The sequence below is a fragment of the Pseudomonas sp. HP_12 genome (assembly GCF_055283955.1).
Genome location: NZ_JBTOQG010000061.1, coordinates 90,122 through 117,032 on the forward strand (window position 1 = coordinate 90,122; position 26,911 = coordinate 117,032).

Sequence of the window (26,911 nt, forward strand, 5' to 3'; positions counted from 1 at the left end):
GCGTTTTCAAACGGCCCGTCATTCGTTGCGAGTGCTGTACTGATAGCAGGCGTTGATCGTCATTCACATAGATTGCTGAGGTGAAACTTCTGGTCGTTCTGTAGGCTGCTTCGGCTGTGTTGTAGGCTGACCTGCATAAGTCTCTGAATTGATTAACGCTTCGGTGTAGGAAATTCGGGCTGACTAGACACAGCTGCTGCGAGCACCCTGCTGAGCCCTTACTCAAACTTCCGCTCATTCCACCCCCAAAAAAACGCATCGCGGGCAAGCGCCCTTCTACAGCTCGAATGTCTGTAGAAACGCGGTTGCCCGCGAAGGTGTCAGTCCAAATCCGACAGGTAAAACCCTACTCGTGGTTAACCGCCACGCCCTTCAAATACGAAGCCGGTTCCGCGCCCATGTTTTCCAGCAATTTGGCGCTGTACCAGTCGATGAAATTCACCACGCCGAACTCGTAGGTCTTCGAATACGGCCCCGGCTGGTAAGCAACGGAGTTGATGCCGCGCTGATTTTCTTCAGCCAGACGGCGGTCCTGGTCGTTGGTGGCGTCCCAGACTTCACGCAGGCGCGCGACGTCGTAGTCCACGCCTTCGACGGCGTCCTTGTGCACCAGCCATTTGGTAGTGACCATGGTCTCCTGTGCGCTGACCGGCCACACGGTGAACACGATTACGTGGTCGCCCATGCAGTGGTTCCAGGAGTGAGGCAGGTGCAGGATGCGCATCGAGCCCAGGTCCGGGTTCTGGATGCGCCCCATCAGTTTTTTGCTGCCCTGCTTGCCGTCCATCGTCATCGAAACAGTGCCTTTGAGCAGCGGCATGCGCACGATGCGGTTGCGCAGGCCAAAGCTGGCGTGGGCGAAGGGAATCTTTTCCGCTTCCCAGGCGGCGGCGGATGCAGCAACGTGGTCCTTGAAGGCCTGGTCGGCGCGCGGGTCAGTGACGTCGTCCCACTCCAGCAAGGTGTTCAGCAGTTCGGGGTGCGACGCATTGCAGTGGTAGCACTCGCGGTTGTTTTCCAGCACCAGCTTCCAGTTGGCTTTTTCAATCAAGGTGGTTTGCACCGCCACCTTGGTGTTTTCCATGTCGTACGGTTCCATATAGTGGTTCAGCGTCTGCAGGAACGCGTCGATGGCAGGCGGATTGCTCGCCATGCTGATGAAGATGTACCCGCCCGCGACCTTGCAGTGCACCGGCTTGAGGCCGAACTGCTTCATGTCGAAGTCCGCACCCATCTCGGTCCCCGCGTACAGCAGGCGCCCGTCGAGTTCGTACGTCCACTGGTGGTAAGGGCAAACCAGTTTGGCGACCTTGCCTTTTTCCTTGGTGCACAGGCGAGAGCCGCGGTGGCGGCAGACGTTATGGAATGCATTGATCGATCCGTCCGGCGCGCGCACGACCAGGATCGGGTTTTTGCCAATTTGAAGGGTGAGGAAGTTGCCCTTCGCCGGCACTTCGCAGGTCATGCCCGCGATCAGCCACTCTTTCTGAAAGATTTCCTGCATGTCGATTTCAAACAGCCGCTCATCGCTGTAGAAAGGCTGCGGCAGCGAGTAAGTCCGCTCGCGGGTATGCAGCATCTCGGCAGTCGCCTTGCGCGCAGGTTCCAGCGGATCGCCCAAGCTCAGAGTTGCGGTGACGTCCATCTTTCAAGTCCTCAGGCCGCGCTTTGCGCAGTCTACGAATGTGGCTGATACGGTGGGTGTGTAGCGAAGCACGCGAGGCGGCAGTGATTTCTGACGCTCAGGCCGATGGATAAAGAATCTGTAATGAATTGATGGCGAGTGTGGAGCCGGGCGCGACCTGAACCTTATCCATGGGCGACATGGCCGAATCCGTTTCCGACGGCCCGACCCCTATAGACCGGGGCTGGTCGCCATAAGTATGTGAATGTCGCTGATAGGTAAATAGGCGGCTCGCGCGTTACGCAGAATCGCCACCATAAGAGGCCGACCGTCGGCCGTGGAGAGTGAGTATGTCCCAGAGTTTCCTCAGCCCGGTCAATACCCAGACGTGGGCCAACGGCCGCCATCTGGTGCGGGTCGTCAAAGTGATCCAGGAAACCTGGGACGTGCGTACGTTCTGCTTCATGGCCGATCAGCCGATTCTGTTCTTCTTCAAGCCCGGCCAGTTCGTCACCCTGGAGCTGGAAATCGACGGCGCGCCGATCATGCGCTCGTACACCATCTCCAGTTCACCCTCGGTGCCGTACAGCTTCTCCATTACCATCAAGCGCGTGCCCGGGGGCAAGGTTTCAAACTGGCTGCATGACACGTTGCACGAAGGTCAGGAGCTGGCGGTGCACGGCCCGGTGGGTCTGTTCAACGCCATCGACTTCCCCAATCCGAAAATCCTCTACCTCAGCGGCGGCGTCGGCATCACGCCGGTCATGTCCATGGCGCGTTGGTACTACGACACCAACGCCAACGTCGACATGGTCTTCGTGCACAGTTCCCGCTCACCCAAAGACATCATCTACCACCGCGAACTGGAACAGATGGCGTCGCGAATCAATAACTTCGCCCTGCACATCGTTTGTGAAAAGCACGGGCTGGGTGAGCCGTGGGCGGGTTATCGCGGTTATCTGAATCAGAAGATGCTCGAACTGATGGCCCCGGATTTCATGGAGCGGGAAGTGTTCTGCTGCGGGCCGACGCCGTACATGAGCGCGGTCAAGCGGTTGCTTGAAGCCAACGGTTTCAACATGGCGCAGTACCACGAAGAGTCGTTTGGCGCGACGCCACCGGAAGCCCGCGCCGACGCCGTGGAGCACGCCGAACAGGCCGCCGATGCGCCGGACCTGGATGTTGCTGAATTGAATCAGGTTGAATTCACTGACACCGGCAAGAGCATCCGCGTAGCACCTGGGGAAACCGTCCATGCAGCGGCTGCCAAGCTCGGCCTGATGATTCCCAAAGCGTGCGGCATGGGCATCTGCGGGACGTGCAAGGTGATGAAACTGAGCGGGGAGGTCGAGATGGAGCACAACGGCGGCATCACCGATGACGACGTGGACGAAGGCTACATCCTGGCTTGCTGCAGCGTGCCGAAGGGAGATGTGCGGATTGAGTATTGAGGTCTGCAGCGGGCGTCGACCTCTCCCCGCGTCTTGATGAGCCGACCCGGTTTCGAGTCGGCTCTGCAACGTCTTTTAAACTTTGAACCGCGCAACCATCCCGTTCAGGTCAACAGCCAGACGCGACAGCTCGTTGCTGGCAGCGCTGGTCTGATTCGCCCCGGTCGCTGACTGGGTCGACAGGTCACGGATGTTGACCAGGTTGCGGTCCACTTCCCGTGCGACTTGGGCTTGTTCTTCCGCCGCGCTGGCGATGACCAGGTTGCGTTCGTTGATTTCCACAACGGCGCTGTTAATGGTGTCCAGCGCAAGGCCGGCGCCCTTGGCGATGTTCAGGGTGGATTCCGCACGCTCGGTGCTGCTGCGCATGGAGTTCACGGCCTGTTCGGTGCCGCCCTGAATGCTGCCGATCATACGCTCGATTTCGCTGGTCGATTGCTGGGTGCGGTGGGCGAGGGCGCGAACTTCGTCTGCGACCACGGCAAACCCGCGACCGGCTTCACCCGCGCGGGCAGCTTCGATGGCGGCGTTGAGGGCCAGCAGGTTGGTCTGATCCGCCAGTCCGCGAATCACATCCAGCACCTTGCCGATGTCACGGGACTCGTCCGCCAGATTGCCGATCAGCGTGGATGTGCTCTGTACGTCAGTGCTCATGCGTTCGATGGCGCTGACGGTTTCCTGCACCAGGTCACGGCCATCGCTGGCGGAGGTGGTGGCATTTTTCGACGCTTCCGAGGTGCTCACCGCATTGCGTGCGACTTCTTCCACGGCACTGGTCATCTGGTTGACCGCAGTGGCAGCCTGTTCGATTTCGTTGTTCTGCTGGGACAGGCCACGGGCGCTTTCGTCAGTGACTGCGTTCAGCTCTTCGGCGGCCGAAGCAAGCTGTGTGGCCGAACCGGAAATGCGCTGCAGGGTGTCGCGCAGCCTGGACTGCATCTTCAACATTGCAGCCAGCAAGCGGCCCGCTTCGTCAGTACCGTCCACCGTGATGGTGCGCGTCAGGTCGCCTTCGGCAATGTCCTCGGCAGCGTTCAATGCCGATGCGATAGGGCGGGTGATGCTGTTGGTCAGCAGCCAGGCGAACAGCAAGGTCAGCACGGTGGCAATGATCAGCAGCGTGACGACCATCGTGAAAGCCGTCGAGTACTGTTGAGTGGCCGTCGCACTGGCTTCATTGACCTGTTGGGTGTTCATCTCAATCAGCTTGGCCAGCACCACATTCATCTGGTCCGAGTTGGTCTGCAGATCGGCGCTGAGCAGGCGGGTCAGCTCGGTCATATCGTTGGCCTGACTCAGCGTCTTCATACGGCTTTCAAGCTGGCGGTAGTCGTTGAGCAACTTGACGTACTGGTCGTAGGCCGACTGCTCTTCGGGCGCGGAAATCATCTTGGCGTAGATTGTCCGGGCGTCGTCGATCTGCTTGTTGCGCATGGCAAACAATTCAGTGGTTTTCTGCAGCGTGTCGGGGTCGCGGTTGAGCATTAGGCGATAGGACAGAACACGCAGGCGAATGCTGCCTTCGGTCAATTTATCCAGCGCCTTGATGCTCGGCATGCTTTTGCTGGCCATGGCAACGTTGGCGTTGTTGATTTTGTTCATTTGCGACAGAGCGAACACGCCCAGAATCAGCATCAGGAGGCCGATGACGGCAAATCCGAGAAAAGCGCGGGGCGCTATATTCAAATTACGTAGGGACATTACGGTTCCAGAGAGGCCGCGATCCATGCGAGGCGAAAGAGAGAAGGGGCAGAGATGCACGGTTTATCGGTCGTCTTTACGGCGACTTGATGCGGCTCCTCTGCGCTGCGCGGTTATGTCGCAGCCGGGTGATCTGACGAACAGCAGGAACAAGACCGTAAAAACGTAGTCAATCAGGGCCGTTATGCGTTTGCGGAATAGAGTTGTAGAGATACTTGTTGGTCGGTGTAGCGGCTTGGATGCCCTGATTTCACTGGTAGCTAAAGTGACTTTTCTTTATCGTACGCGCCCTTTGAAATTTGCCTGAGATATCAAAATGTTGGAAACATCCCTAAGCCAGTTGGAAAAGCTCGTCAGTGACCTGGTACAGCACAATCAGGAGCTGCAGAACACGAACGCACAACTCGCCGAAGAGTTGAAGCAAGCCAGGGATGACAACGACAGTCTGCAGTTGAGTCTGATGGAGCAAGAAGAGAAACAGGGTGCGACGGCTGCGCGCATTCAGGCGCTGGTTGACCGCGCCACCAGTGCCAGCGCGGTTGACGCATGATCATGGATCAGGACGGCGCCAAGGTTATTTCCATCCTTGGCAACGACTACACGATCAAGGCACCTGCCGGCCAAGAGCAGACCCTTATGGATGCCGTGTCGATGCTGAAATCGGCATTGTTCGAAACCAAGCGCAGTTACCCGACGCTGATCGGCGATCGTCTGCTGGTGCTGGCGGCGCTGAATCTCTGCTCGAAGCAGATCGAACTCAAGCAGCAACACGCCGAAGCGCTTAGCCGTTATGAAGACAAGGTCAGCGCTACGGTCGAGGTGATCGAGAAGGTTATTGCTCAGGGGTGAGGCACCGGTTCAGTCCATCTGCAGGCTGCGGATGGGCTGCACCTACCAGTGACGAGTAAGCCGCTTTCAGCTCCCCATCACCAACCGAATGTCCGCTGCCAGTTCCCGCACCCGGGCTTCTTCGGTGTCCCATGAGCACATGAAGCGCGCGCCGCCGTTGCCGATGAAGGTGTAGAAGCGCCAGCCCCTCGCGGTCAACGCAGCAATGGCCGCTTCCGACAGTTGCAGGAACACGCCGTTGGCCTGCACCGGAAACATCAATTCAACGCCCGGAATATCTTTCACCAGATCCGCCAGCAACTGCGCGCAGCTGTTGGCGTGGCGTGCGTGCTTGAGCCAGGCGTCGTTTTCCAGCAAACCCACCCAAGGCGCTGATAAGAAGCGCATCTTCGAGGCCAGTTGACCGGCCTGCTTGCAGCGGTAGTCGAAGTCTTCAGCGAGCTTGTGGTTGAAGAACAGAATCGCCTCGCCCACTGCCATGCCGTTTTTGGTGCCGCCGAAGCACAGTACGTCAACGCCAGCCTTCCAGGTCAGCTCGGCAGGCGAGCAATCGAGAAACGCACAGGCATTGGCAAAGCGGGCGCCGTCCATGTGCAGGTTCAGGCCCAGCTCCTTGCAGGTCTCGCTGATGGCTTTGAGCTCTTCCGGCTGATACACACTGCCCACTTCCGTGGCCTGGGTCAGCGTGACGACGCGGGGTTTTGGATAGTGGATATCGGCGCGTTTGAGCGCGACTTCCCGAATGGAATCAGGCGTCAGCTTGCCGTTCTCGCTGCGTGCGGTCAGCAGTTTGGAGCCGTTGGAGAAGAATTCCGGTGCGCCGCATTCGTCCGTTTCGACGTGGGCGGTTTCCGAGCAGATGACGCTGTGGTAACTCTGGCAGAGCGATGACAGCGCCAGGGAGTTGGCCGCCGTGCCGTTGAAGGCGAAAAACACCTCGCAGTCTGTTTCGAACAACTGACGGAATTGATCGGCCGCGCGCGCTGTCCATTGGTCGTCGCCATAGGCACGCTGGTGCCCGTGGTTGGCTTGCTCCATGGCCGCCCACGCTTCCGGGCAGATTCCCGAATAGTTGTCGCTGGCAAACTGCTGGCTTTGGTCTGACATGGCCGCTTCCCTGTAATCGAAGGCTGCGACTGTAACCAAAGTTGATCGGTTTGGTCATGCATTCTTGCGTCAGAAAATTCAGCCAGACAGCGAAGCAATATGAGCGAACCGAAATCAATGACCACACCCGGGCGGAATCGCGCGCTGGACCTGCTCAAGTGGCTGGCGATGCTAAGCATGGTGATGGATCACCTGCGCTATGTCGGCTGGCACGCCAATTGGCTGTACGTGCCGGGGCGTCTGGCGTTCCCGTGGTTTTGCCTGGCGATCGCGGTCAACGTCGTACGCACTGGCCGGCACGATGTGGAGGCTTCGATCAAGTGGAAATACCTGACGTGGCTGGCGGTGTTTTCCGTGGTCGCGGAGCTGCCATACCGGATTTACATGGCCGGTGAGGTCACCACGCTCAATGTGCTGCCTACGCTGGCTTTGGGTTTGCTGGTCGCGCAGGGTGGATTGAGTCGCTCATGGCCGGCGAGGGTCTTGGGTATCGCTGCCCTGGCGATGGGTGTTCTGTTTGGGTCGCAATTGATGTTCGGCATGTACGGGGTGTTGCTGCCTCTGGCGTTTGTGCTCGTGCTGCGCACTTCCATATGGCTGGCGATTGTGCCGGGGATCGTCTGTTTATTGAGCAACGAGTGGCCGAAGATTATCGACGGCATGCTATGGGGCGACCCGATTTCCATCGGCGCGCTGGTGGCCTGTTTGCTGGCGCCACTGTTGGGGTTAGCGATTCTGCGCGGGCGCCCGGCATTCGGAGTGTGGCCGATGCGGCGGTGGGCGTACCTGATTTATCCAGTGCATTTTTTGCTGTTGTTTGGACTGCGGCAGATCATCGAATGACGGTGATGTGGCAGACAGGTATTCAGCGTGTATGCCCTTGGTTTTGCGTTCCGACCTCCGACGCCTGCCCGGCTAAAGCCGGTCCTACTGACCGCGCGCATATCTTCAGTGGGACCGGCTTCAGCCGAGAAGAGGCCTGTGAGAGCGCCGTCGATTTCGCGGTTTCGCTGTAGACAAACCGCCGTCCCCGCCCGTATCTTCCGCCTCAGGCCACCGCAGTGGCCAGCGTCGCTCGGACGGTTCCGGGCGCTTACGTCTTCAGAGGTTTCCATGGCAGACCAAGGTTCGCCGCGCCGTTTCGCGCGCATCGATCGACTCCCCCCTTACGTGTTCAACATCACCGCCGAGCTGAAAATGGCTGCGCGTCGTCGTGGTGAGGACATCATCGACCTGAGCATGGGCAACCCTGATGGGGCAACGCCGCCGCACATTGTCGAGAAACTGGTCACCGTCGCCCAACGTGAAGACACTCACGGCTACTCGACTTCGCGTGGCATCCCGCGTCTGCGTCGGGCGATTTCCAGCTGGTACAAAAAACGCTACGACGTGGACATCGATCCCGAAGACGAAGCTATCGTCACCATCGGTTCCAAAGAGGGCCTGGCGCATTTGATGCTCGCCACGCTGGATCAGGGCGACACCGTTCTGGTGCCGAACCCCAGTTACCCGATTCACATCTATGGTGCCGTTATCGCCGGCGCTCAGGTGCGCTCCGTGCCACTGGTGCCAGGCGTGGACTTTTTCGCTGAACTGGAAAAAGCCATTCGCGGTTCGATCCCCAAGCCGAAAATGATGATCCTGGGTTTCCCGTCCAACCCGACCGCCCAATGTGTCGAGCTGGATTTCTTTGAGCGCGTCGTTGCCCTCGCCAAACAGTACGACGTGCTGGTGGTTCACGACCTGGCCTACGCCGACATCGTCTACGACGGCTGGAAAGCCCCGTCGATCATGCAGGTGCCGAGCGCCAAGGACATCGCCGTCGAATTCTTCACCCTGTCCAAGAGTTACAACATGGCGGGCTGGCGGATTGGCTTCATGGTCGGCAATCCCGAGCTGGTCAACGCCCTCGCGCGGATCAAGAGCTACCACGACTACGGCACGTTCACGCCGCTGCAAGTGGCCGCCATCGCCGCGCTGGAAGGTGATCAGCAATGCGTGCTCGACATCGCCGAGCAGTACCGCCAGCGCCGTAACGTGCTGGTTAAAGGCCTGCACGAACTGGGCTGGATGGTCGAAAACCCGAAAGCGTCGATGTACGTCTGGGCCAAGATACCCGAGGCTTACGCACACCTGGGATCGCTGGAATTCGCCAAGAAACTGCTCGCCGAAGCCAAAGTCTGCGTGTCGCCTGGTGTCGGTTTTGGTGAATACGGCGATGACCACGTTCGCTTTGCGCTGATCGAGAATCAGGACCGCATCCGTCAGGCCGTGCGGGGTATTCGCAGCATGTTCCGGGCTGACGGATTGGTTACGCAAAAAGCCTGACGGTCGTCACTCATTTGCCGAGGTCATGACCTGACCTCGGCACATCCGGCAGCGGCATACGCTTGAGGATCGGCGATGACGCTGATTCGGGATGTGTGGTGATGCCATAAACGACCGACAGCTCGTTGGAACCGCTTTCTACATAGTAATCGCCGGGCGCGGCACATCGGATTGCTTCGGCTTCCGTGGCGGTTGTTGAGTAGCTGCGCCCTTCAACGGTGCGAATGTTGACCGAGACTTGGCGGTCTTCAGACACTCTGAAAGTCCTGTCCATCACAATGTCTTCTTCAGAGGGGCTTGCGTGAAAAGTCGAGCCTTTGGGAAGGTACAGCGCAAGATCCGATTCGACAGACTGCGGTGCCGCGATGGGTGGTATTTCCCATAGATAGATGTCGGCGACCAGCTCAGCGTTCGGATAGGAAATGATCTTGAGAATGACCGAATAGTAACCGCCGTCCTGGTGAACGATGTCTTGGGGGGTGGCATAAAGCCTGGCGTCACTCACTGAAACAGTGGACGAAAGAACTACATCCGAATCTTCGACGTAGACGGCAAGCAGCGCCTCAGACTCGCTCAGTTCCCGAATAATCCTCAGTTTGACCGAGCCTTCTATATCCACCGTATGAAACACGCCTTGAGTCAGAAAGAGCAGCAGCTCCGTAGCGGGTCCCTGCCGACAGACGTTTTTCCCCCTTAGCTTTTTCCATAACTGCGGAGTTAGCGTATGCGACCTTGCGATTGTGCCCATGATCATTCCCTTGAGTGAGTGGCTGTCAGCCGTTCCGTTGGCTCAAAAGTAAGCCCGTCATTGCTATTTGAATACTGTCAGTTTTGACAGTCCCCGTGCCCATTGGCCTGAGGTGTTGCGGCGTGCCGAGGATTCGCGGGATGTTCAGGTCCGATGGGTTTTTGCCCTCCAAGTCGGTCTTATTGAGGTGATTCCAACAAGATTCCTACGGGGCACAAGCCAAGATTTTTTTGGAAAAAACATCTTCTATGACTAGACGGCCCCTCCCGTAGGGGCCGTCCCGTCTATAGGCGCGCACTCGTTCTGCCTGATAATATCGGCAGGTCGATCATGCTCACTCTCCGGCACTTTCAACTGGATGTAGGTAACTTTAAGTATAAAGAGCACTGTAGCGTAATAGGGGTAGCGTCATGCCATGTGTGAGTCATTGCTTTGTGTGCGACCTCGTAAGCGGTGGGACCCACCATGGAAACTGTCAGCAGGTCACCTTTGCTGAGCGCCGCAAACGCCCAGTCTTCCAAGGGGATCTCTCCTTTATAATCATCTTGTACATAGATTTTCGCAGCGATATCAGCCATGTTATTTATCCTTTTGACAATAAACTTATTTCATTGGTATGAGAGTTGCCGGATTATCTTCAAATGCACCCCGTTGTAGCAGGATGAGCTTGTTATGACGAAAAGCTGGAGCAGCAGCAAAAATGCTACCAATCCTCAATTAGCGTTTGTCTCCTTGAATGACGGATTAATCCCTGAACTGCTAATCAACTCTATGCTGGTATTAGTGATGTGACTACTGTCAGAAATGACAGTTTATATAGCCATTGATCGGATTATAAGCACTCTCCCGTGTTGATGATTTAAAAATACCCATATCGTCGATATGTCTAAATGCGACATTCTCCCCACTAGAGTCGCAGCGTCGACAGAGGATTTTTGTGTGTGACGCATTGACCGTTCCACTTCTGCCTGAAGGGCGTGGGAGTCCGGCTTGCCGACGATTGGCTACGACTCAGTCACAAAGCCCGACGACACGGTCCCCCCTGACATACCGCGTTCTGTGGGCTTGCCGTCTCTTCCCGGCAGATCGTCGGCAAACCAGACTCTCACGGCTTGTGGCGAGAATCAGGACCAGAAATGGATTGGGGGGCTTTCCGTAGTAAAATCATCGTTCCAGGCACCTCGTTTCTCCTTCCCCGTTAACCCATGTCGTAAACGCGCCTTTGTGTGGCGCGCGCAGGCATCTGGGCTGTCGGCGTCAGCCATACCATCGTGGCCAAAGGGCAGTTCACGGCCCTGTCGATCATTCAGGCGCCGCGCCGCCGCTGGGAGAACCGCGATGTTCAGCAAGCAAGACCAGATCCAGGGTTATGACGATGCACTGTTGGCGGCAATCAGTGCCGAGGAGCAGCGTCAGGAAGACCACATCGAGCTGATCGCCTCGGAGAACTACACCAGTAAGCGCGTGATGCAGGCCCAGGGCAGCGGCCTGACCAACAAATACGCCGAGGGTTATCCCGGCAAGCGTTACTACGGCGGTTGCGAGCACGTCGACAAGGTCGAGCAACTGGCGATCGATCGCGCCAAGCTGCTGTTTGGTGCCGACTACGCCAACGTCCAGCCACACTCCGGTTCGTCGGCCAACAGCGCGGTTTACCTGGCGCTGCTGCAAGCGGGAGATACATTGCTGGGCATGAGCCTGGCCCATGGCGGTCACCTGACCCACGGCGCCAAAGTGTCGTCCTCGGGCAAGCTGTACAACGCCGTTCAATACGGTATCGACGTTGCCACCGGCCTGATCGATTACGACGAAGTTGAGCGACTGGCGGTCGAGCACAAACCGAAGATGATCGTTGCCGGTTTCTCGGCCTACTCCAAAACCCTGGATTTCCCGCGCTTTCGTGAGATCGCCGACAAGGTGGGCGCGCTGCTGTTCGTTGACATGGCCCATGTGGCCGGTCTGGTCGCCGCCGGTTTGTACCCGAACCCGCTGCCGTACGCCGATGTGGTCACCACCACCACACACAAAACCCTGCGCGGCCCCCGTGGCGGGTTGATCCTGGCCAAGGCCAACGAAGAGATCGAGAAGAAGCTCAATTCCGCCGTGTTCCCGGGTGCCCAGGGCGGCCCGCTGATGCACGTGATTGCCGGCAAGGCCGTGTGCTTCAAGGAAGCCATGGAGCCCGGTTTCAAAGCCTATCAACAGCAAGTGATCGACAACGCCCAGGCCATGGCGCAAGTGTTCATTGATCGTGGTTACGACGTAGTTTCCGGCGGGACGGACAACCACCTGTTCCTCGTCAGCCTGATCCGTCAGGGCCTGACCGGGAAAGACGGCGACGCGGCGCTCGGTCGAGCGCACATTACCGTCAACAAGAATGCCGTGCCGAATGATCCCCAATCGCCGTTCGTGACGTCGGGCCTGCGCATCGGCACACCCGCTGTGACCACGCGCGGTTTCAAAGTTACCCAGTGCATCACGCTGGCCGGCTGGATCTGCGACATCCTCGACAACCTCGGCGACGCCGATGTCGAGGCCAATGTTGCCGAGCAGGTCGCCGCGCTGTGCGCCGATTTCCCGGTTTACCGCTGAGTCAGGAGTCGCACCATGCAGCATTACTCGGGCTTCGGCCTCTTCAAACACTCCCTCAGCCACCACGAAAACTGGCAGCGCATGTGGCGCACGCCGACCCCGAAAAAGGTCTACGACGTGGTCATCGTCGGCGGCGGCGGACACGGTCTGGCGACAGCCTATTACCTGGCGAAAGAGCACGGCATCACCAACGTGGCCGTGGTCGAAAAAGGTTGGCTGGGCGGCGGTAATACCGCACGCAACACCACCATCGTGCGCTCCAACTACCTGTGGGACGAATCCGCGCACTTGTACGAACACGCGATGAAACTGTGGGAAGGCCTGTCCCAGGACATCAACTACAACGTCATGTTTTCCCAGCGCGGCGTATACAACCTGTGCCACACCCTGCAGGACATGCGTGATTCCGAGCGCCGAGTCAGCGCCAACCGCCTCAACGGTGTCGACGGCGAGCTGCTCAACGGCAAGCAAGTGGCTGAAGAAATTCCGTACCTCGACTGCTCGAAAAACACCCGTTACCCGATCATCGGCGCAACGGTGCAGCGTCGCGGCGGTGTCGCGCGTCATGACGCCGTGGCCTGGGGTTACGCCCGTGCCGCTGATGCGTTGGGCGTGGACTTGATTCAGCAGACCGAAGTGACCGGCTTCCGCAAGGAAAACGGCGTGTGCATCGGCGTCGAAACCAACAAGGGCTTCATTGGCGCCAAACGCGTCGGTGTGGTGACGGCAGGCAACTCCGGCCACATGGCCAAGCTCGCTGGCTTCCGTCTGCCGGTGGAATCCCATCCGTTGCAGGCGCTGGTGTCGGAGCCGATCAAGCCCATCATCGACAGCGTGATCATGTCCAACGCCGTACACGGTTACATCAGCCAGTCCGACAAGGGCGACCTGGTGATCGGTGCCGGCATCGACAGCTGGGTCGGCTACGGCCAGCGCGGCTCTTACCCGGTGATCGAACACACCATTCAGGCCATCGTCGAGATGTTCCCGGTGCTCTCGCGGGTGCGCATGAACCGCCAGTGGGGCGGCATCGTCGACACCACGCCGGACGCCTGCCCGATCATTTCCAAAACGCCTGTCCCGAACATGTTCTTCAACTGCGGTTGGGGCACTGGTGGCTTCAAGGCCACCCCAGGCTCGGGCAACGTGTTTGCCGCCAGCCTGGCCAAGGGCGAAATGCACCCGCTGGCCAAACCCTTCTCAATCGACCGGTTCCACAACGGCGCGTTGATCGACGAACACGGCGCTGCAGCCGTAGCCCACTAACAGAGGACTTTTCCCATGTTGCATATCTTCTGTCCTCACTGTGGCGAACTGCGCTCCGAAGAGGAATTCCACGTCTCCGGTCAGGCTCACATCCCGCGTCCGCTGGACCCGGCCGCCTGCACAGACGAGGAGTGGGGCGACTACATGTTCTTTCGCGACAACCCGCGCGGCCTGCACCACGAACTGTGGATTCATGCAGCGGGCTGCCGTCAGTACTTCAACACGACGCGTGACACCGTGACCTACGAAATTCTCGAAACCTATCCGATCGGCACGCAGCCGCAGTTCGTCAATCCGGCGCCCGCGATCAGAAAGGGGGATCAGGTATGAGCCAGTCCAATCGCCTGCCCAACGGCGGCCGCATCGATCGCAGCAAGGTCCTGAATTTCAACTTCAATGGCCAGACCTACCAAGGCTTCGAAGGCGACACCCTGGCCGCCGCCTTGCTTGCCAACGGCGTCGACATCATCGGTCGCAGCTTCAAGTATTCCCGTCCTCGCGGCATCTTCGCGGCGGGTTCCGAAGAGCCGAATGCCGTGCTGCAGATCGGCGCCACCGAAGCCACGCAGATCCCCAACGTGCGCGCCACGCAACAGGCGCTTTACTCGGGCCTCGTCGCGACCAGCACCAACGGCTGGCCGAGCGTGAACACCGACATGATGGGCATTCTCGGCAAGGTCGGCGGCAAGCTGATGCCGCCGGGCTTCTACTACAAAACCTTCATGTACCCGCAGTCGTTCTGGATGACCTACGAGAAGTACATCCGCAAGGCAGCGGGCCTGGGGCGTTCGCCGACCGAGCTGGATCCGGACACCTACGACAACATGAACCAGCACTGCGATGTGCTGGTGGTCGGCGCCGGCCCTGCAGGTCTGGCCGCCGCACTGGCCGCTGCGCGCAGCGGTGCTCGGGTCATCCTGGCGGACGAGCAGGAAGAATTCGGCGGCAGCCTGCTGGACAGCCGCGAAAGTCTGGACGGTAAACCGGCAGCGGAATGGGTAGCGACGGTGGTGGCCGAACTCAAAGGCCTGCCCAACGTGACCCTGTTGCCGCGCGCCACGGTGAACGGCTATCACGACCACAATTTCCTGACCATTCACGAGCGGCTGACCGATCACTTGGGCGATCGCGCGCCGATTGGCCAGGTGCGTCAGCGCATGCACCGGGTTCGCGCCAAGCGCGTGGTGCTGGCGACCGGCACCCACGAGCGTCCCCTGGTTTACGGCAACAACGATGTGCCGGGCAACATGCTGGCCGGCGCGGTCTCCACGTACGTGCGTCGTTATGGCGTGGCGCCGGGCAAGAAACTGATCCTGTCGACCAACAATGATTACGCGTACCGCGTGGCGCTGGACTGGCTTGATGCCGGCCTGCACGTGGTCGCCGTCGCCGATGCGCGTCACAACCCGCGCGGTGCGTTGGTGGAAGAAGCCCGCGCCAAAGGCATTCGGATCCTGACCGGCAGCGCCGTGGTGGAAGCCCGTGGCAGCAAGCGCGTCAGTGCCGCCCGCGTGGCCGCCATCGACGTCAAAGGCCACAAGGTTGCCAGCCCGGGCGAGTGGCTCGACTGCGACCTGGTCGCCAGCTCCGGTGGCTACAGCCCGATCGTTCACCTGGCTTCGCACCTCGGCGGCAAACCGGTCTGGCGCGAGGACATCCTCGGTTTCGTGCCGGGCGAAGCGCCGCAGAAACGCGTCTGTGTCGGTGGTGTGAATGGCGTTTACGCCCTCGGCGACTCGCTGGCCGACGGTTTTGAAGGCGGTGTTCGTGCCGCCAGTGAAGCCGGTTTCAAACCGGTCGAAGGCGTACTGCCCAAAGCCCTGAGCCGTGTGGAAGAACCGACACTGGCGCTGTTCCAGGTACCGCACGAAAAAGGCACAGCGCGGGCGCCGAAGCAATTCGTCGACCTGCAGAACGACGTCACCGCCGCGGCCATCGAACTGGCGACCCGCGAGGGTTTCGAGTCCGTCGAGCACGTCAAACGCTACACGGCGCTGGGTTTCGGTACCGACCAGGGCAAGCTCGGCAACGTCAACGGCCTGGCCATTGCGGCTCGCTCGCTGAACGTGTCAATCCCGGAAATGGGCACCACCATGTTCCGCCCGAACTACACGCCGGTGACCTTCGGCGCCATTGCCGGGCGTCACTGCGGTCACGTCTTCGAGCCTGTGCGCTTCACCGCGCTGCATGCGTGGCACGTGAAGAACGGCGCCGAATTCGAAGATGTAGGGCAGTGGAAACGGCCGTGGTACTTCCCGAAAGCCGGTGAAGACATCCACGCGGCTGTGCGCCGCGAATGCAAGGCCGTGCGCGACAGCGTAGGCCTGCTGGACGCATCGACGCTGGGCAAAATCGACATTCAAGGCCCGGATGCCCGGGAGTTTCTGAACCGCATCTACACCAACGCCTGGACCAAGCTCGATGTGGGCAAGGCGCGTTACGGCCTGATGTGCAAGGAAGACGGCATGGTCTTCGACGACGGCGTCACCGCCTGCATCGCCGACAACCATTTCATCATGACCACCACAACCGGCGGCGCCGCACGCGTGCTGCAGTGGCTGGAAATTTATCAACAGACCGAATGGCCGGACCTGAAGGTGTACTTCACCTCCGTCACCGACCACTACGCGACCCTGACCCTGTCAGGCCCGAACAGCCGCAAGCTGCTCAGCGAAGTGACCGACATCGATCTGGGCCGTGAAGCGTTTCCGTTCATGACCTGGAAAGAAGGGCTGGTGGGCGGAGTACCGGCGCGGGTGTTCCGGATTTCGTTTACCGGAGAGCTCTCCTACGAGGTGAACATCCAGGCCGACTACGCCATGGGCGTTCTGGAAAAAATCGCCGAAGCGGGCAAGCAGTACAACCTGACCCCGTACGGCACTGAAACCATGCACGTCCTGCGGGCCGAGAAGGGCTTCATCATCGTCGGCCAGGACACCGACGGTTCGATGACCCCGGACGATTTGAACATGGGCTGGTGTGTCGGCCGTACCAAGCCGTTCTCGTGGATCGGCCAGCGTGGCATGAACCGTGAGGACTGCGTGCGGGAAGATCGCAAGCAACTCGTAGGCCTCAAGCCAATTGATCCGAACAAGTGGCTGCCGGAAGGCGCGCAACTGGTGTTCGATCCGAAGCAGTCGATCCCGATGAAGATGGTCGGCCACGTGACGTCGAGTTACGCGGCGAACTCGCTGGGTTATTCGTTTGCCATGGGTGTGGTGAAGGGCGGGCTGAAGCGCATGGGCGAGCGGGTGTTTGCGCCGCTGGCGGATGGATCGGTGATCGAGGCGGAGATTGTGTCCTCGGTATTCTTCGATCCGAAGGGTGATCAGCAGAACGTGGAGTAAGTCTTGGCTTGCTTACATTCCTGTGGGAGTGAGCTTGCTCGCGATGGCGTGAGATCAGGCTCACATCTGGTGACTGATACACCGCGATCGCGAGCAAGCTCACTCCTACGGGAACGTGTTCACTGAAACAACAGACTTCAACACAGGTGCTCTATGACCACAGCCAACGTTTACCAACAGCGGCCAGCGACCGAGGCCAAAGCCGAGTCGCCGCTGTTTCATGCTGACCTTCAGAGCCTGATTGGCAAGGGCCGCAGCAATCCGGGCGTCGTGCTGCGGGAGAAAAAACTGCTTGGCCACCTGACCATCCGTGGCAATGGCCAGGACCCGGCGTTCGCGGCGGGCGTGCACAAGGCGCTGGGCATGGAACTGCCGGGCGCGCTGGCGCTGGTCTCCAGCGGCGACAGCTCAATCCAGTGGCTGGGCCCGGATGAGTGGCTGTTGATCGTGCCGACCGGTGAAGAATTCGCCGTCGAACAGAAGCTGCGCGAAGCGCTCGCTGGTCTGCACATCGCGATCGTCAACGTCAGCGGCGGGCAATCGTTGCTGGAGCTGACCGGCCCGAAGGTGCGCGAAGTGCTGATGAAGTCCACCAGCTATGACGTGCACCCGAATAATTTTCCGGTGGGGAAGGCCGTCGGCACGGTGTTCGCCAAATCGCAGCTGGTGATCCGCCGTACCGGTGAAGAGACCTGGGAGCTGGTGATCCGCCGCAGCTTTGCCGATTACTGGTGGCTGTGGTTGCAGGATGCGAGCGCGGAGTATGGTTTGGGCGTCGCTGCCTGATTCCGGATTGGCGACACGACCTGTGCTGATCGTTCCCACGCTCAGCGTAGGAACGCCGCCTGTGATGCTCGGCGTCACTCGACTATGGACGCGGAGCGTCCTGAACCGCATTCCCACGCAGAGCGTGGGAACGATCAAGGAATATCTATGAGCCGCGCCCCCGATACCTGGATTCTGACCGCCGACTGTCCCAGCGTGCTGGGCACGGTGGACGCGGTGACGCGTTACCTCTTTGAGCAGGGCTGCTACGTCACCGAGCACCATTCGTTCGATGACCGGCTGTCCAGCCGCTTCTTTATTCGCGTCGAGTTCCGCCAGCCGGAGGGATTTGACGAGTCGTCTTTCCGGGCCGGCCTGGCCGAGCGCGGCGAATCCTTCGGCATGATCTTCGAGCTCACGGCCCCGAATTACCGCCCGAAAGTGGTGATCATGGTCTCCAAAGCCGACCACTGCCTGAACGATCTGCTCTACCGCCAGCGCATCAATCAGCTGTCCATGGACGTGGTTGCTGTCGTCTCCAATCACCCGGACCTCGAACCACTGGTGCGCTGGCACGACATTCCCTACTACCATTTCCCCCTCGACCCCAACGACAAACCGGCCCAGGAAGCGCGGGTGATGAAGGTGATCGAAGACACCGGCGCCGAACTGGTGGTGCTTGCCCGCTACATGCAGGTGCTGTCGCCGGAGCTGTGCCGTAAGCTCGATGGCAAGGCGATCAATATTCATCACTCGCTGCTGCCAGGCTTCAAGGGCGCCAAGCCCTATCACCAGGCTTACAACAAGGGTGTGAAACTGGTCGGCGCGACCGCGCATTACATTAACAACGACCTCGACGAAGGGCCGATCATCGCCCAGGGCGTCGAAGTGGTCGACCACAGTCACTACCCCGAAGACCTGATCGCCAAGGGCCGCGACATCGAAGGCCTGACCCTGGCACGCGCGGTGGGTTACCACATTGAGCGCCGGGTGTTTCTCAACGCCAACAGGACGGTGGTGCTGTAGGTGGTAGCTGCAAGCTTCAAGCTTCAAGCCGCAAGAAAAGGCGGTGTTCACACTTCTTGCGGCGTGTAGCTTGCCGCTCGAACCCGATCCACTCTCTATCCAACAATAAATACAGAGGTGATGGCATGTCTGGTAATCGTGGTGTGGTGTATCTCGGCGCAGGCAAGGTCGAAGTACAGAAAATCGACTATCCCAAGATGCAGGACCCGCGCGGCAAGAAGATCGAGCACGGGGTGATCTTGCGCGTGGTTTCCACCAACATTTGTGGTTCCGATCAACACATGGTGCGTGGCCGAACGACGGCCCAGGTTGGCCTCGTACTGGGTCACGAAATCACCGGTGAAGTGATCGAGAAGGGCAGCGACGTCGAGAATCTCAAGATCGGCGATCTGGTGTCCGTGCCGTTCAACGTCGCCTGCGGCCGTTGCCGCTCCTGCAAAGAACAACACACCGGCGTCTGCCTGACCGTTAACCCGGCCCGTGCCGGCGGTGCCTACGGTTACGTCGACATGGGCGACTGGACCGGCGGGCAGGCCGAATACGTGCTCGTGCCCTACGCCGACTTCAACCTGCTCAAGCTTCCCGATCGCGACAAGGCGATGTCGAAGATCCGCGACCTGACCTGCCTTTCCGACATCCTGCCGACCGGCTACCACGGCGCAGTGACTGCCGGCGTTGGCCCGGGCAGCTCGGTGTACATCGCCGGCGCCGGTCCCGTGGGGCTTGCCGCTGCTGCTTCGGCCCGCTTGCTGGGCGCTGCAGTTGTGATCGTCGGTGACGTCAACCCGGTGCGTCTGGCCCACGCCAAGGCCCAGGGTTTTGAGATCGCCGACCTGTCCAAAGACACCCCGCTGCACGAGCAAATCGCCGATCTGCTGGGTGAGCCCGAAGTGGACTGCGCCGTCGACGCTGTGGGCTTTGAAGCGCGCGGTCATGGCCATACGGGCGCCAAGGCCGAGGCACCAGCCACCGTACTCAACTCGCTGATGGGCGTGGTTCGCGTTGCTGGCAAGATCGGCATTCCCGGCCTTTACGTAACGGAAGACCCGGGCGCCGTGGACGCTGCCGCCAAGGTGGGCGCGCTGAGCATTCGTTTCGGCCTGGGCTGGGCGAAATCCCACAGCTTCCACACCGGCCAGACACCGGTCATGAAGTACAACCGTCAACTGATGCAGGCCATCATGTGGGACCGCATCAACATCGCCGATGTAGTGGGCGTGGAAGTCATCAGCCTCGACGATGCCCCGCGCGGTTATGGCGAGTTCGATGCCGGTGTGCCGAAGAAATTCGTCATCGATCCGCACAAACTGTTCAGCGCCGCGTGATCCTCTGACGCTCACAAAAGGCGACCTTCGGGTCGCTTTTTTTATGTCTGACGTAGGGCTCTAACCCGATATTTGTAGGGCGTTTCTGAAAATGGTTGAGGAGCGTTTGAATTGCGTTCCTGCTTGTTTCAGCTGCCTTTTCTCCGTGCTATTTGTCCGGCCGGTTTTTTCAGGTGGCGGGTCATGCATGGTTGTCAGGTGGGTTAGAACATCGATTCATTTCCTCGTCGCAATGCCGCTGCTCTGGCTGCCGGCGACGTTGGCAAGCGCTCACCTGGAGCCCTTTTCGTCGGGCTGGGCTTCTTCGGAAATGTTCTTTGAAAGTCCGAATGCCTGCATCTGGGCCGGGGTCGCCCCGCCGGTCTGCGAGGCAGGATACCGCGCTGCTTACCGACAGCATGTGCGAGTGGCGCCGACCTACCGTGAGCTGGCGGACTGCGAGGCGGACTTCACCCCGGGTGAGTGTTTCGCTGCCGACGTTTCCCGGCTCTGGTCGCCCTGGCTGTCCGGTTTCGCGATCATCACCCAGGTTCAGCTGACATCCACCGGGGGTAGCCCCGACTCCCAGGTGCGCCTCTTCAGTGAACCGCTCTATCGCGGCGCCGATCATCAGGGCGGCACGCGCTTGATCAGCCTGCGCGAGAAGCTTAACAACGGCGAGCATTTCGATAAGGCATTCATTCGCCACCGGGTCCTGCAGGCGGGCTCCACAGCTGCGAATCAACGGCTGGCGCGGACCTTCGAGCCGCAGCGGTTGTTTTATGTCAGCAAACCCTGAGGCCCTGCGTGGAACTTCCCTTCGAGGGGCGGTCCAACGCGTGTTTACCCGGCCATGGCCGGTCTCCCGGCAAACGAGGTTGTTGCGATGAAAGTTTCACTGAAAAACGTACGCGGTGCTGCGCTGGCGAGCCTGATGGCGCTGGCAGCCACGCCGGTCTTCGCTTTCAATCTGAATGACGCGGCCAATGCGGTTGCCAATGCCACCGGCGGCCAGCAAAAGGCAACCGCCGCGCCTGAAGCAGCCGGGCTGTTGAACACGCTGGGCACCCAGTTGAACGTCACACCGGAGCAAGCGGTTGGCGGGACTGGCGCCTTGTTGGGGCTGGCCAAAAACAAGCTCGCCGGCAACGACTATTCGCAACTGAGCAAATCAGTGCCTGGCCTCGACCAGCTGGCCGGCACATCAGCCCTTGGTAGCCTGAGTGATCTGGGCGGACTGTTGGGTAATTCCGGGAGCAGCAACTCTGCTCTGGATAGCGCACTGGGCAACGTGCAGAGCATGGGCGACGTGAACAAGGCGTTCAGCGCGCTGGGCATGAACAGCAGCATGGTCAGCCAGTTCGTGCCGGTGATTCTGCAATACCTCGGTCAGCAAGGCGTCGGTGGTTCGGCGTTGCAGGCGTTGAGTGGCGTCTGGGGCGCCAAGTAATTGAGTTGCCGCGCCCCTGCAAAAGGGGCGCTTGTTGCCAAGAAATGGTGCTAGGAAATCAGGCCGCGTAGCTCGGCAATTCGCGCATCCTTCTCTTCCCAAAGCCTGTTGATCCAGTCCTGCACGTACACGCGGAACACCGGGTCATTCTCGTAATCGCCCTGCCACAGCGCAGGGTCGAGTTCGCGGGTCTTGATGTCGACGATCACCCGCGGCACGCGTCCTGATAGCAAGTCCCAGAACCCCGGGATGCGCTCGCTGGGATACACGACCGTCACATCGAGCACCGCGTCCAGTTGCTCACCCATCGCCGCCAGCACAAATGCGACGCCGCCCGCCTTGGGCTTGAGCAAGTAACGATAGGGCGAAGCCTGCTCGGCTTTCTTGGCCGGGGTAAAGCGCGTCCCCTCCAGGTAATTCACCACCGTCACCGGCTGACGTTTGAACAGTTCGCACGCCTCGCGGGTGATTTCCAGATCCTTACCCTTGAGCTCGGGATGCCTGGCCAGAAACGCTTTCGTGTAGCGCTTCATGAACGGGTAATCGAGCGCCCACCACGCCAGCCCCAGGAACGGCACCCAGATCAGCTCTTTCTTGAGGAAGAATTTGAAGAACGGCGTACGTCGATTCAGCGCCTGCACCAGCGCCGGGATGTCGACCCAGGACTGGTGGTTGCCGATGACCAGGTAGGACGTGTCGCCACGCAGGCCTTCGTCGCCGCGGATTTCCCACTGGGTCGGCAGGCAAATTTTGAAAATCAGCTTGTTGATCTCACACCAGGTCTCGGCGATCCACATCACCGCCGCCGAGCAGTTGTCACGCATCTCACTCTGGAACACCAACTTGAGCAGAGCAAAGACCATCAGCGGGCCGATCAGCACCAGCGTATTGAGCAGAAGCAGCAACGTGACGGCAATTCCGGTGAGCAGGTGACGCATAAGGCACTCGCGGTCGACAGGGTGGCGCGCAATGATAAGCAGGCCGGGCGCCTGGCGCAAAATCCCCGGCGATACCGACGAATGTTTCACGCCGTTTTCGGTACGCTTCCCATTGCCTGCACCGCGACTGCCCGGTGCTGCAGTTCCGGGCGCGAACCATCGGCAAAGTTATGGTCTAAACCGGGCACGCCCGACCGCTCATCCATCACGAGGAAAATGTGACGTGAAATCCCTTCTGGCGCTTATGTCTTTGCTGGCGTTGCCTGTCATGGCTGCCGAACCGACGTTGTACGGTCGTTACGAATACATTCAGGTCTCGGAGATCGGCGAGACGTTCAAAGCCAAAATGGACACCGGCGCGTTGACCGCATCGCTGTCGGCCAAGGACATCGAACTGTTCAAGCGCGATGGCGATGACTGGGTGCGCTTCCGTCTTGCGACCAAAGACGCCGACAGCAAAGTGTACGAGCACAAGGTTTCGCGCATCAGCCGGATCAAGGGCCGCTCCGAAGGCGACGATGAAGAAGAACCGGCTGACCCGACCAAGCGCCCGGTCGTGGACCTCGAACTGTGCCTGGGCAACGTCAAGCGTACCGTTGAGGTCAACCTCGTCGACCGCAGCCACTTCAACTATCCCCTGCTGATTGGCGCTAAGGCCCTGCTTGAATTCGGCGCGGCGGTTAACCCGGCCCGTCGGTATACGGCGGACAAGCCTGAGTGCTGATTGACGGGCGGGACTGATATCCGGCACCGTTCCGGCTTTACGCCGCGTGCTCGGATGCCATGCCCCACATTCTCATTGTCGAAGATGAAGCCGCCATCGCCGATACCCTCATCTATGCCCTGCAGGGCGAGGGTTTCACCACCGCATGGCTAACGCTGGGACAGGCGGCCGTCGACCTGCAACGCGAGACGCCCGCCGACCTCATCATCCTCGACATCGGCCTGCCCGATATCAGCGGCTTCGAAGCCTGCAAACAACTGCGTCGGTTTACCGAGGTGCCTGTGATGTTTCTGAGCGCCCGTGATGGTGAAATTGATCGCGTGGTGGGGCTGGAAATCGGCGCGGATGACTACGTCGTCAAGCCGTTCAGCCCGCGTGAAGTCACTGCACGGGTCAAGGCGATCCTCAAACGAATCGCGCCTCGAGTCGACGCCAATCCCCCCACCGGCCATTTTTCGGTGGATGCCCAGCGCGTGCTGATCAGCTATCGCGGCCAGCCCATGAGCCTGACGCGGCACGAGTTTCGCCTGTTGCGCTGTCTGCTGGAGCAACCAGGACGGGTGTTTAGCCGAGAGCAGTTACTCGATGCGGTCGGCGTTGCCAGCGATGCCGGCTACGAGCGCAGCATCGACAGCCACATCAAAAGCGTCCGCGCCAAGTTGAGGGCGATCGTCGCCGTGGCCGAGCCGATTCAGACCCATCGCGGGCTCGGCTACAGCTACAGCCCGGATCACAGCTGATGCGGCTGGGCCTGCGGATTTTTTTGGTCTATGCGCTGTTCATTGGCCTGACGGGGTATTTCGTCCTCAACACGGTGATGAAAGAGGTGCGCCCCGGCGTTCGGCAATCCACGGAAGAGACGCTGGTGGACACCGCGAACCTTCTTGCCGAGGTGCTGCAGGCCGACGTTAAAGCGGGCACCTTGAGCCAGAGCCGCTTTCCGCAAGTGCTCACGGCCTATGGGTTGCGACAGCCGGACGCGAAGATCTGGGGCATGCCAAAGAATCAGGTCAATAACCGCGTGTATGTGACCGACGCCCACGGCATTGTTTTGCTCGACTCCAGTGGCGAGGCCGTGGGACAGGATTATTCACGCTGGAATGATGTGTTTCTCACCTTGCGTGGCCAATATGGCGCGCGCTCGACCCGCAGCGATCCTCAGGACCCCAACTCATCGGTCATGCACGTGGGCGCGCCGATTCGCGACGGTGACCGCATCATCGGTGTCGTGACCGTGGCCAAACCCAATAGCTCGCTGCAGCCTTACGTGGACCGGACAGAGCGGCGTCTGCTGTATTACGGCGCGGGGCTGATCGTTCTGGGGTTGATGTTCGCTGGGTTGCTGTCGTGGTGGGTGAGCAGCGCGCTGCGTCGATTGACCGAATACGCCCAGGCCGTGAGCGAAGGGCGCCGCGTCGAGCTGCCCCGTTATCGAGGCGGCGAACTGGCACAGTTGTCTGCAGCCGTCGAGCACATGCGCACACAGCTGGAAGGCAAGGACTACGTCGAGCGCTATGTGCATACCCTCACCCATGAACTGAAAAGCCCCCTTGCTGCGATCCGCGGCGCTGCCGAGCTGTTGCAGGGCGACATGCCCGCCGATCAGCGGCAGCGCTTCGTCAGCAACATCGATAACGAAAGCGCGCGCGTCCAGCAGTTGATCGAACGGCTGCTGAATCTGGCCATGGTCGAACAACGCCAGGGACTGGAAGAGCGCGTCCTGGTGCCACTTGCCGGGCTGGTCGAGGACACGCTGGCGGCGCAGGCCGCGCGCATCGAGCGCAAGGGTTTGATCGTCGAACGGCTGATTACGGCTGAGGTGTTTGTGACTGGGGAGCGCTTTCTGTTGCGCCAGGCGTTCTCCAATTTGCTCGACAACGCGCTGGACTTCACGCCAGACGGAGGCACGTTGCGCTTCAGCGCCGAGCCGGAGGGCGAGCGCGTGAACGTGCTGTTTTTCAACAGAGCCGACCCCATTCCCGAATACGCACTGCCTCGCCTGAGCGAGCGCTTCTATTCCCTGCCCCGGCCCGACAGTGGCCGCAAAAGCACTGGCCTTGGGCTCAACTTCGTTGAAGAAGTGATTCAGTTGCATGGAGGGGAAATGCAGATACGGAATGTTGCAGGCGGGGTGATGGTGGTGTTGCAGCTGCGAGTAACGCTGCGATAAAACAAGCCGGTCCGTTAACGTTGTAGACCTGGAGATGGAAGGGTTTCATCGTCCGAAACATTCCACACAATCTCCACACTTCCCCCACGATTGCTCCACACAGACTTTTCAGAATCTCCCCATCAAAAACCGGGAGAGTTCGATGAACAAGGGCATGTCGATTTACAAGGTGGGAATGATCGGTCTGTTGATACTGGCGCTGATGATCCCGTTGATGATGATCAATGGGCTTATCCAGGATCGACAGAGCAGGCGCGACGAAGTGGTCGAAGACATCGCGCGCAGCTCCAGTTACAGCCAGCACATCAGCGGGCCGCTATTGATCGTGCCGTATCGCAAGTTGACCCGGATCTGGAAGCTCAACGCGGAGTCGCGCGAGCGCTATCAGGAAACGGTTGAGGAAAAGGGCCGCTTGTACTTCCTTCCCGAACGCTTTGAACTGGACGGCAAGGTCCAGACCGAAGTGCGTTCGCGCGGCATTTACGAGGCTCGCCTTTATCACGCCGATAACACGCTGAGCGGGCAGTTTGTGCTGCCCGAGCACTTTGGCCTGGGCAATGATTTCGAGAACTACCGGTTCGATGCCCCTTTTCTGGCTGTCGGCATTACAGATGTTCGTGGCATCGAAAGCGCGCTGAAGCTTGATCTCAATGGCGAACAACTGGACTTCGTTCCAGGTACCGACGTGGCGCTGTTGGGGGAGGGCGTGAGCGTCGTGCTGCCGCTGGAAACCGGCGTGGAGCAGAAGCGCCTGAATTTCGCGTTCGATCTTCGTCTGCAGGGCACTGGACAGTTGCAGATCACGCCCGTGGGCAAATCGAGTGTTGTACGGGTGGCGGCTGACTGGCCGCATCCGAGCTTCATTGGCAACTACCTGCCCGCCAGTCGCGACGTTTCCGGGCAGGGCTTCAGCGCCAATTGGCAGACTTCTTTCTTTGCAACCAATCTGCAGGAAATTCTCAACCGCTGTTCATCCAGCGAAGTGTGTACCGAGTTCGCCGGTCGCAGTTTCGGCGTGAGCTTCATATCGCCGGTCGACCAGTACCTCAAGAGTGATCGCTCGATCAAATATGCGCTGCTCTTCATCACGCTCACCTTCGCGGGCTTCCTGCTGTTCGAAGTGCTCAAAGGGCTGGCGGTCCACCCGGTGCAATACGCTCTGGTCGGTGCGTCGCTGGCGTTGTTCTATCTGCTGCTGTTGTCGCTGTCCGAACACCTGGGCTTCACGCTCGCGTATTTGTTATCGGCCAGTGCCTGTGTGGGGCTGATCGGGTTCTACGTCTGCCATGTGCTGGGCAGCGTTCGTCACGGACTGTCATTCGGCGTGGCGCTGGGAATCCTGTATGCATTGCTTTACGGCCTGCTCGGTGCCGAAGACTACGCCTTGCTGATGGGCGCTCTGCTACTGTTCGGTGTCCTCGGCGTGTTCATGGTGCTGACGCGCAAGCTGGACTGGTATGCGCTGGCGCAACGTCCCGCAAAACCTGCCGCGCTGGTGGTCGAGGCGAGTCATGAGTAGTC

The 26,911-nt window shown here is 59.8% G+C and carries 24 protein-coding genes and 1 pseudogene; 18 read left to right on the forward strand and 7 right to left on the reverse strand.

All coding sequences use genetic code 11. The features are described 5' to 3' along the window. Nucleotides 1–346 precede the first annotated feature (346 nt). The gene (gene gbcA / locus ACYASU_RS25400) at nt 347–1,645 is read right to left on the reverse strand and encodes a glycine-betaine demethylase subunit GbcA (protein ID WP_192173178.1); all 1,299 of its coding nucleotides are present in this window, start codon (nt 1,643–1,645) and stop codon (nt 347–349) included. Nucleotides 1,646–1,974: 329 nt separating this feature from the next. Here gbcA and gbcB point away from each other — a divergent pair, with 329 nt between their 5' ends. Next, nucleotides 1,975–3,075: a glycine-betaine demethylase subunit GbcB gene (gbcB, locus tag ACYASU_RS25405; RefSeq protein ID WP_192173177.1), complete on the forward strand. Its 1,101-nt coding sequence runs from the start codon at nt 1,975–1,977 to the stop codon at nt 3,073–3,075. A 75-nt stretch (nt 3,076–3,150) separates the two neighbouring features. Here gbcB and ACYASU_RS25410 read toward each other — a convergent pair whose 3' ends face one another. Together ACYASU_RS25410 and ACYASU_RS25415 are read right to left on the reverse strand one after the other, a co-directional pair. Then, complete coding sequence (locus tag ACYASU_RS25410; protein WP_463584546.1) at nt 3,151–4,023, reverse strand: methyl-accepting chemotaxis protein; 873 nt, start codon at nt 4,021–4,023, stop codon at nt 3,151–3,153. Then, nucleotides 4,006–4,803: pseudogene (locus tag ACYASU_RS25415) on the reverse strand (MCP four helix bundle domain-containing protein); the annotation flags it as partial. The pseudogene ACYASU_RS25415 and the gene ACYASU_RS25410, both read right to left, overlap by 18 nt. Before the next feature lie 289 nt (nt 4,804–5,092). Here ACYASU_RS25415 and ACYASU_RS25420 point away from each other — a divergent pair. Together ACYASU_RS25420 and ACYASU_RS25425 are read left to right on the forward strand one after the other, a co-directional pair. Then, a complete protein-coding gene (locus ACYASU_RS25420) occupies nt 5,093–5,326 on the forward strand; it encodes a hypothetical protein (RefSeq protein ID WP_346630962.1) in 234 nt (77 codons plus the stop codon). Beyond that, nucleotides 5,323–5,625, forward strand: a complete 303-nt coding sequence (locus ACYASU_RS25425; protein WP_463584451.1) for a cell division protein ZapA — start codon at nt 5,323–5,325, stop codon at nt 5,623–5,625. Before ACYASU_RS25420 ends, ACYASU_RS25425 begins: the two co-directional genes overlap by 4 nt. 66 nt (nt 5,626–5,691) lie before the next feature. On the opposite strand, the gene ACYASU_RS25430 is transcribed toward ACYASU_RS25425, so the two are convergent. Then, complete coding sequence (locus tag ACYASU_RS25430; RefSeq protein ID WP_463584452.1) at nt 5,692–6,732, reverse strand: threonine aldolase family protein; 1,041 nt, start codon at nt 6,730–6,732, stop codon at nt 5,692–5,694. Nucleotides 6,733–6,831: 99 nt separating this feature from the next. On the opposite strand from ACYASU_RS25430, the gene ACYASU_RS25435 reads away from it, so the two are divergent. Together ACYASU_RS25435 and alaC are read left to right on the forward strand one after the other, a co-directional pair. Then, nucleotides 6,832–7,575: a TraX family protein gene (locus ACYASU_RS25435; RefSeq protein WP_346627201.1), complete on the forward strand. Its 744-nt coding sequence runs from the start codon at nt 6,832–6,834 to the stop codon at nt 7,573–7,575. A gap of 270 nt (nt 7,576–7,845) precedes the next feature. Further along, on the forward strand, nt 7,846–9,060 hold the full coding sequence (gene alaC / locus ACYASU_RS25440; RefSeq protein WP_463584453.1) for an alanine transaminase: 1,215 nt from the start codon (nt 7,846–7,848) through the stop codon (nt 9,058–9,060). A gap of 10 nt (nt 9,061–9,070) precedes the next feature. On the opposite strand, the gene ACYASU_RS25445 is transcribed toward alaC, so the two are convergent. Continuing rightward, nucleotides 9,071–9,808, reverse strand: a complete 738-nt coding sequence (locus tag ACYASU_RS25445) for a hypothetical protein (protein ID WP_463584454.1) — start codon at nt 9,806–9,808, stop codon at nt 9,071–9,073. A gap of 350 nt (nt 9,809–10,158) precedes the next feature. Then, nucleotides 10,159–10,386: a hypothetical protein gene (locus ACYASU_RS25450; RefSeq protein ID WP_463584455.1), complete on the reverse strand. Its 228-nt coding sequence runs from the start codon at nt 10,384–10,386 to the stop codon at nt 10,159–10,161. A 760-nt stretch (nt 10,387–11,146) separates the two neighbouring features. On the opposite strand from ACYASU_RS25450, the gene glyA reads away from it, so the two are divergent. The 9 genes from glyA (at nt 11,147) to ACYASU_RS25495 (ending at nt 21,558) form a co-directional block, all read left to right on the forward strand. Beyond that, nucleotides 11,147–12,400: a serine hydroxymethyltransferase gene (gene glyA / locus ACYASU_RS25455; protein WP_463584456.1), complete on the forward strand. Its 1,254-nt coding sequence runs from the start codon at nt 11,147–11,149 to the stop codon at nt 12,398–12,400. A gap of 15 nt (nt 12,401–12,415) precedes the next feature. Further along, nucleotides 12,416–13,666 (forward strand): sarcosine oxidase subunit beta family protein, encoded by a 1,251-nt coding sequence (locus tag ACYASU_RS25460; protein WP_192173169.1) that lies wholly within the window; start codon nt 12,416–12,418, stop codon nt 13,664–13,666. Nucleotides 13,667–13,681: 15 nt separating this feature from the next. Next, entirely contained in the window at nt 13,682–13,996 is a 315-nt protein-coding gene (locus ACYASU_RS25465) for a sarcosine oxidase subunit delta (RefSeq protein WP_074886785.1), read from the forward strand. Further along, nucleotides 13,993–17,013 (forward strand): sarcosine oxidase subunit alpha, encoded by a 3,021-nt coding sequence (locus tag ACYASU_RS25470; protein WP_463584457.1) that lies wholly within the window; start codon nt 13,993–13,995, stop codon nt 17,011–17,013. Before ACYASU_RS25465 ends, ACYASU_RS25470 begins: the two co-directional genes overlap by 4 nt. A gap of 153 nt (nt 17,014–17,166) precedes the next feature. Further along, the gene (locus ACYASU_RS25475; RefSeq protein WP_463584458.1) at nt 17,167–17,799 is read left to right on the forward strand and encodes a sarcosine oxidase subunit gamma; all 633 of its coding nucleotides are present in this window, start codon (nt 17,167–17,169) and stop codon (nt 17,797–17,799) included. 147 nt (nt 17,800–17,946) lie between these two features. Beyond that, a complete protein-coding gene (gene purU / locus ACYASU_RS25480) occupies nt 17,947–18,804 on the forward strand; it encodes a formyltetrahydrofolate deformylase (RefSeq protein ID WP_463584459.1) in 858 nt (285 codons plus the stop codon). 125 nt (nt 18,805–18,929) lie between these two features. Next, nucleotides 18,930–20,129, forward strand: a complete 1,200-nt coding sequence (gene fdhA / locus ACYASU_RS25485) for a formaldehyde dehydrogenase, glutathione-independent (protein ID WP_192173166.1) — start codon at nt 18,930–18,932, stop codon at nt 20,127–20,129. 310 nt (nt 20,130–20,439) lie between these two features. Beyond that, entirely contained in the window at nt 20,440–20,907 is a 468-nt protein-coding gene (locus tag ACYASU_RS25490; protein ID WP_463584460.1) for a DUF1190 domain-containing protein, read from the forward strand. Nucleotides 20,908–20,994: 87 nt separating this feature from the next. Then, entirely contained in the window at nt 20,995–21,558 is a 564-nt protein-coding gene (locus ACYASU_RS25495; protein WP_463584461.1) for a DUF2780 domain-containing protein, read from the forward strand. Between the two features lie 50 nt (nt 21,559–21,608). Here the strand turns inward: ACYASU_RS25495 and ACYASU_RS25500 are convergent, their stop codons facing one another. Further along, nucleotides 21,609–22,496 (reverse strand): acyltransferase, encoded by an 888-nt coding sequence (locus ACYASU_RS25500; RefSeq protein WP_463584462.1) that lies wholly within the window; start codon nt 22,494–22,496, stop codon nt 21,609–21,611. A gap of 223 nt (nt 22,497–22,719) precedes the next feature. Between ACYASU_RS25500 and rloA2 the strand changes: the two genes are divergently transcribed. From rloA2 to creD, 4 genes are all read left to right on the forward strand, one after another. Beyond that, entirely contained in the window at nt 22,720–23,220 is a 501-nt protein-coding gene (rloA2, locus tag ACYASU_RS25505) for a retropepsin-like aspartic peptidase RloA2 (protein ID WP_463584463.1), read from the forward strand. Between the two features lie 59 nt (nt 23,221–23,279). Continuing rightward, entirely contained in the window at nt 23,280–23,960 is a 681-nt protein-coding gene (gene creB / locus ACYASU_RS25510) for a two-component system response regulator CreB (RefSeq protein ID WP_463584464.1), read from the forward strand. Continuing rightward, nucleotides 23,960–25,390 (forward strand): two-component system sensor histidine kinase CreC, encoded by a 1,431-nt coding sequence (gene creC, locus ACYASU_RS25515; protein WP_463584465.1) that lies wholly within the window; start codon nt 23,960–23,962, stop codon nt 25,388–25,390. The genes creB and creC overlap by 1 nt, the downstream gene beginning before the upstream one ends. Nucleotides 25,391–25,532: 142 nt before the next feature. Next, entirely contained in the window at nt 25,533–26,909 is a 1,377-nt protein-coding gene (creD, locus tag ACYASU_RS25520; RefSeq protein WP_463584466.1) for a cell envelope integrity protein CreD, read from the forward strand. Nucleotides 26,910–26,911: the final 2 nt, after the last annotated feature.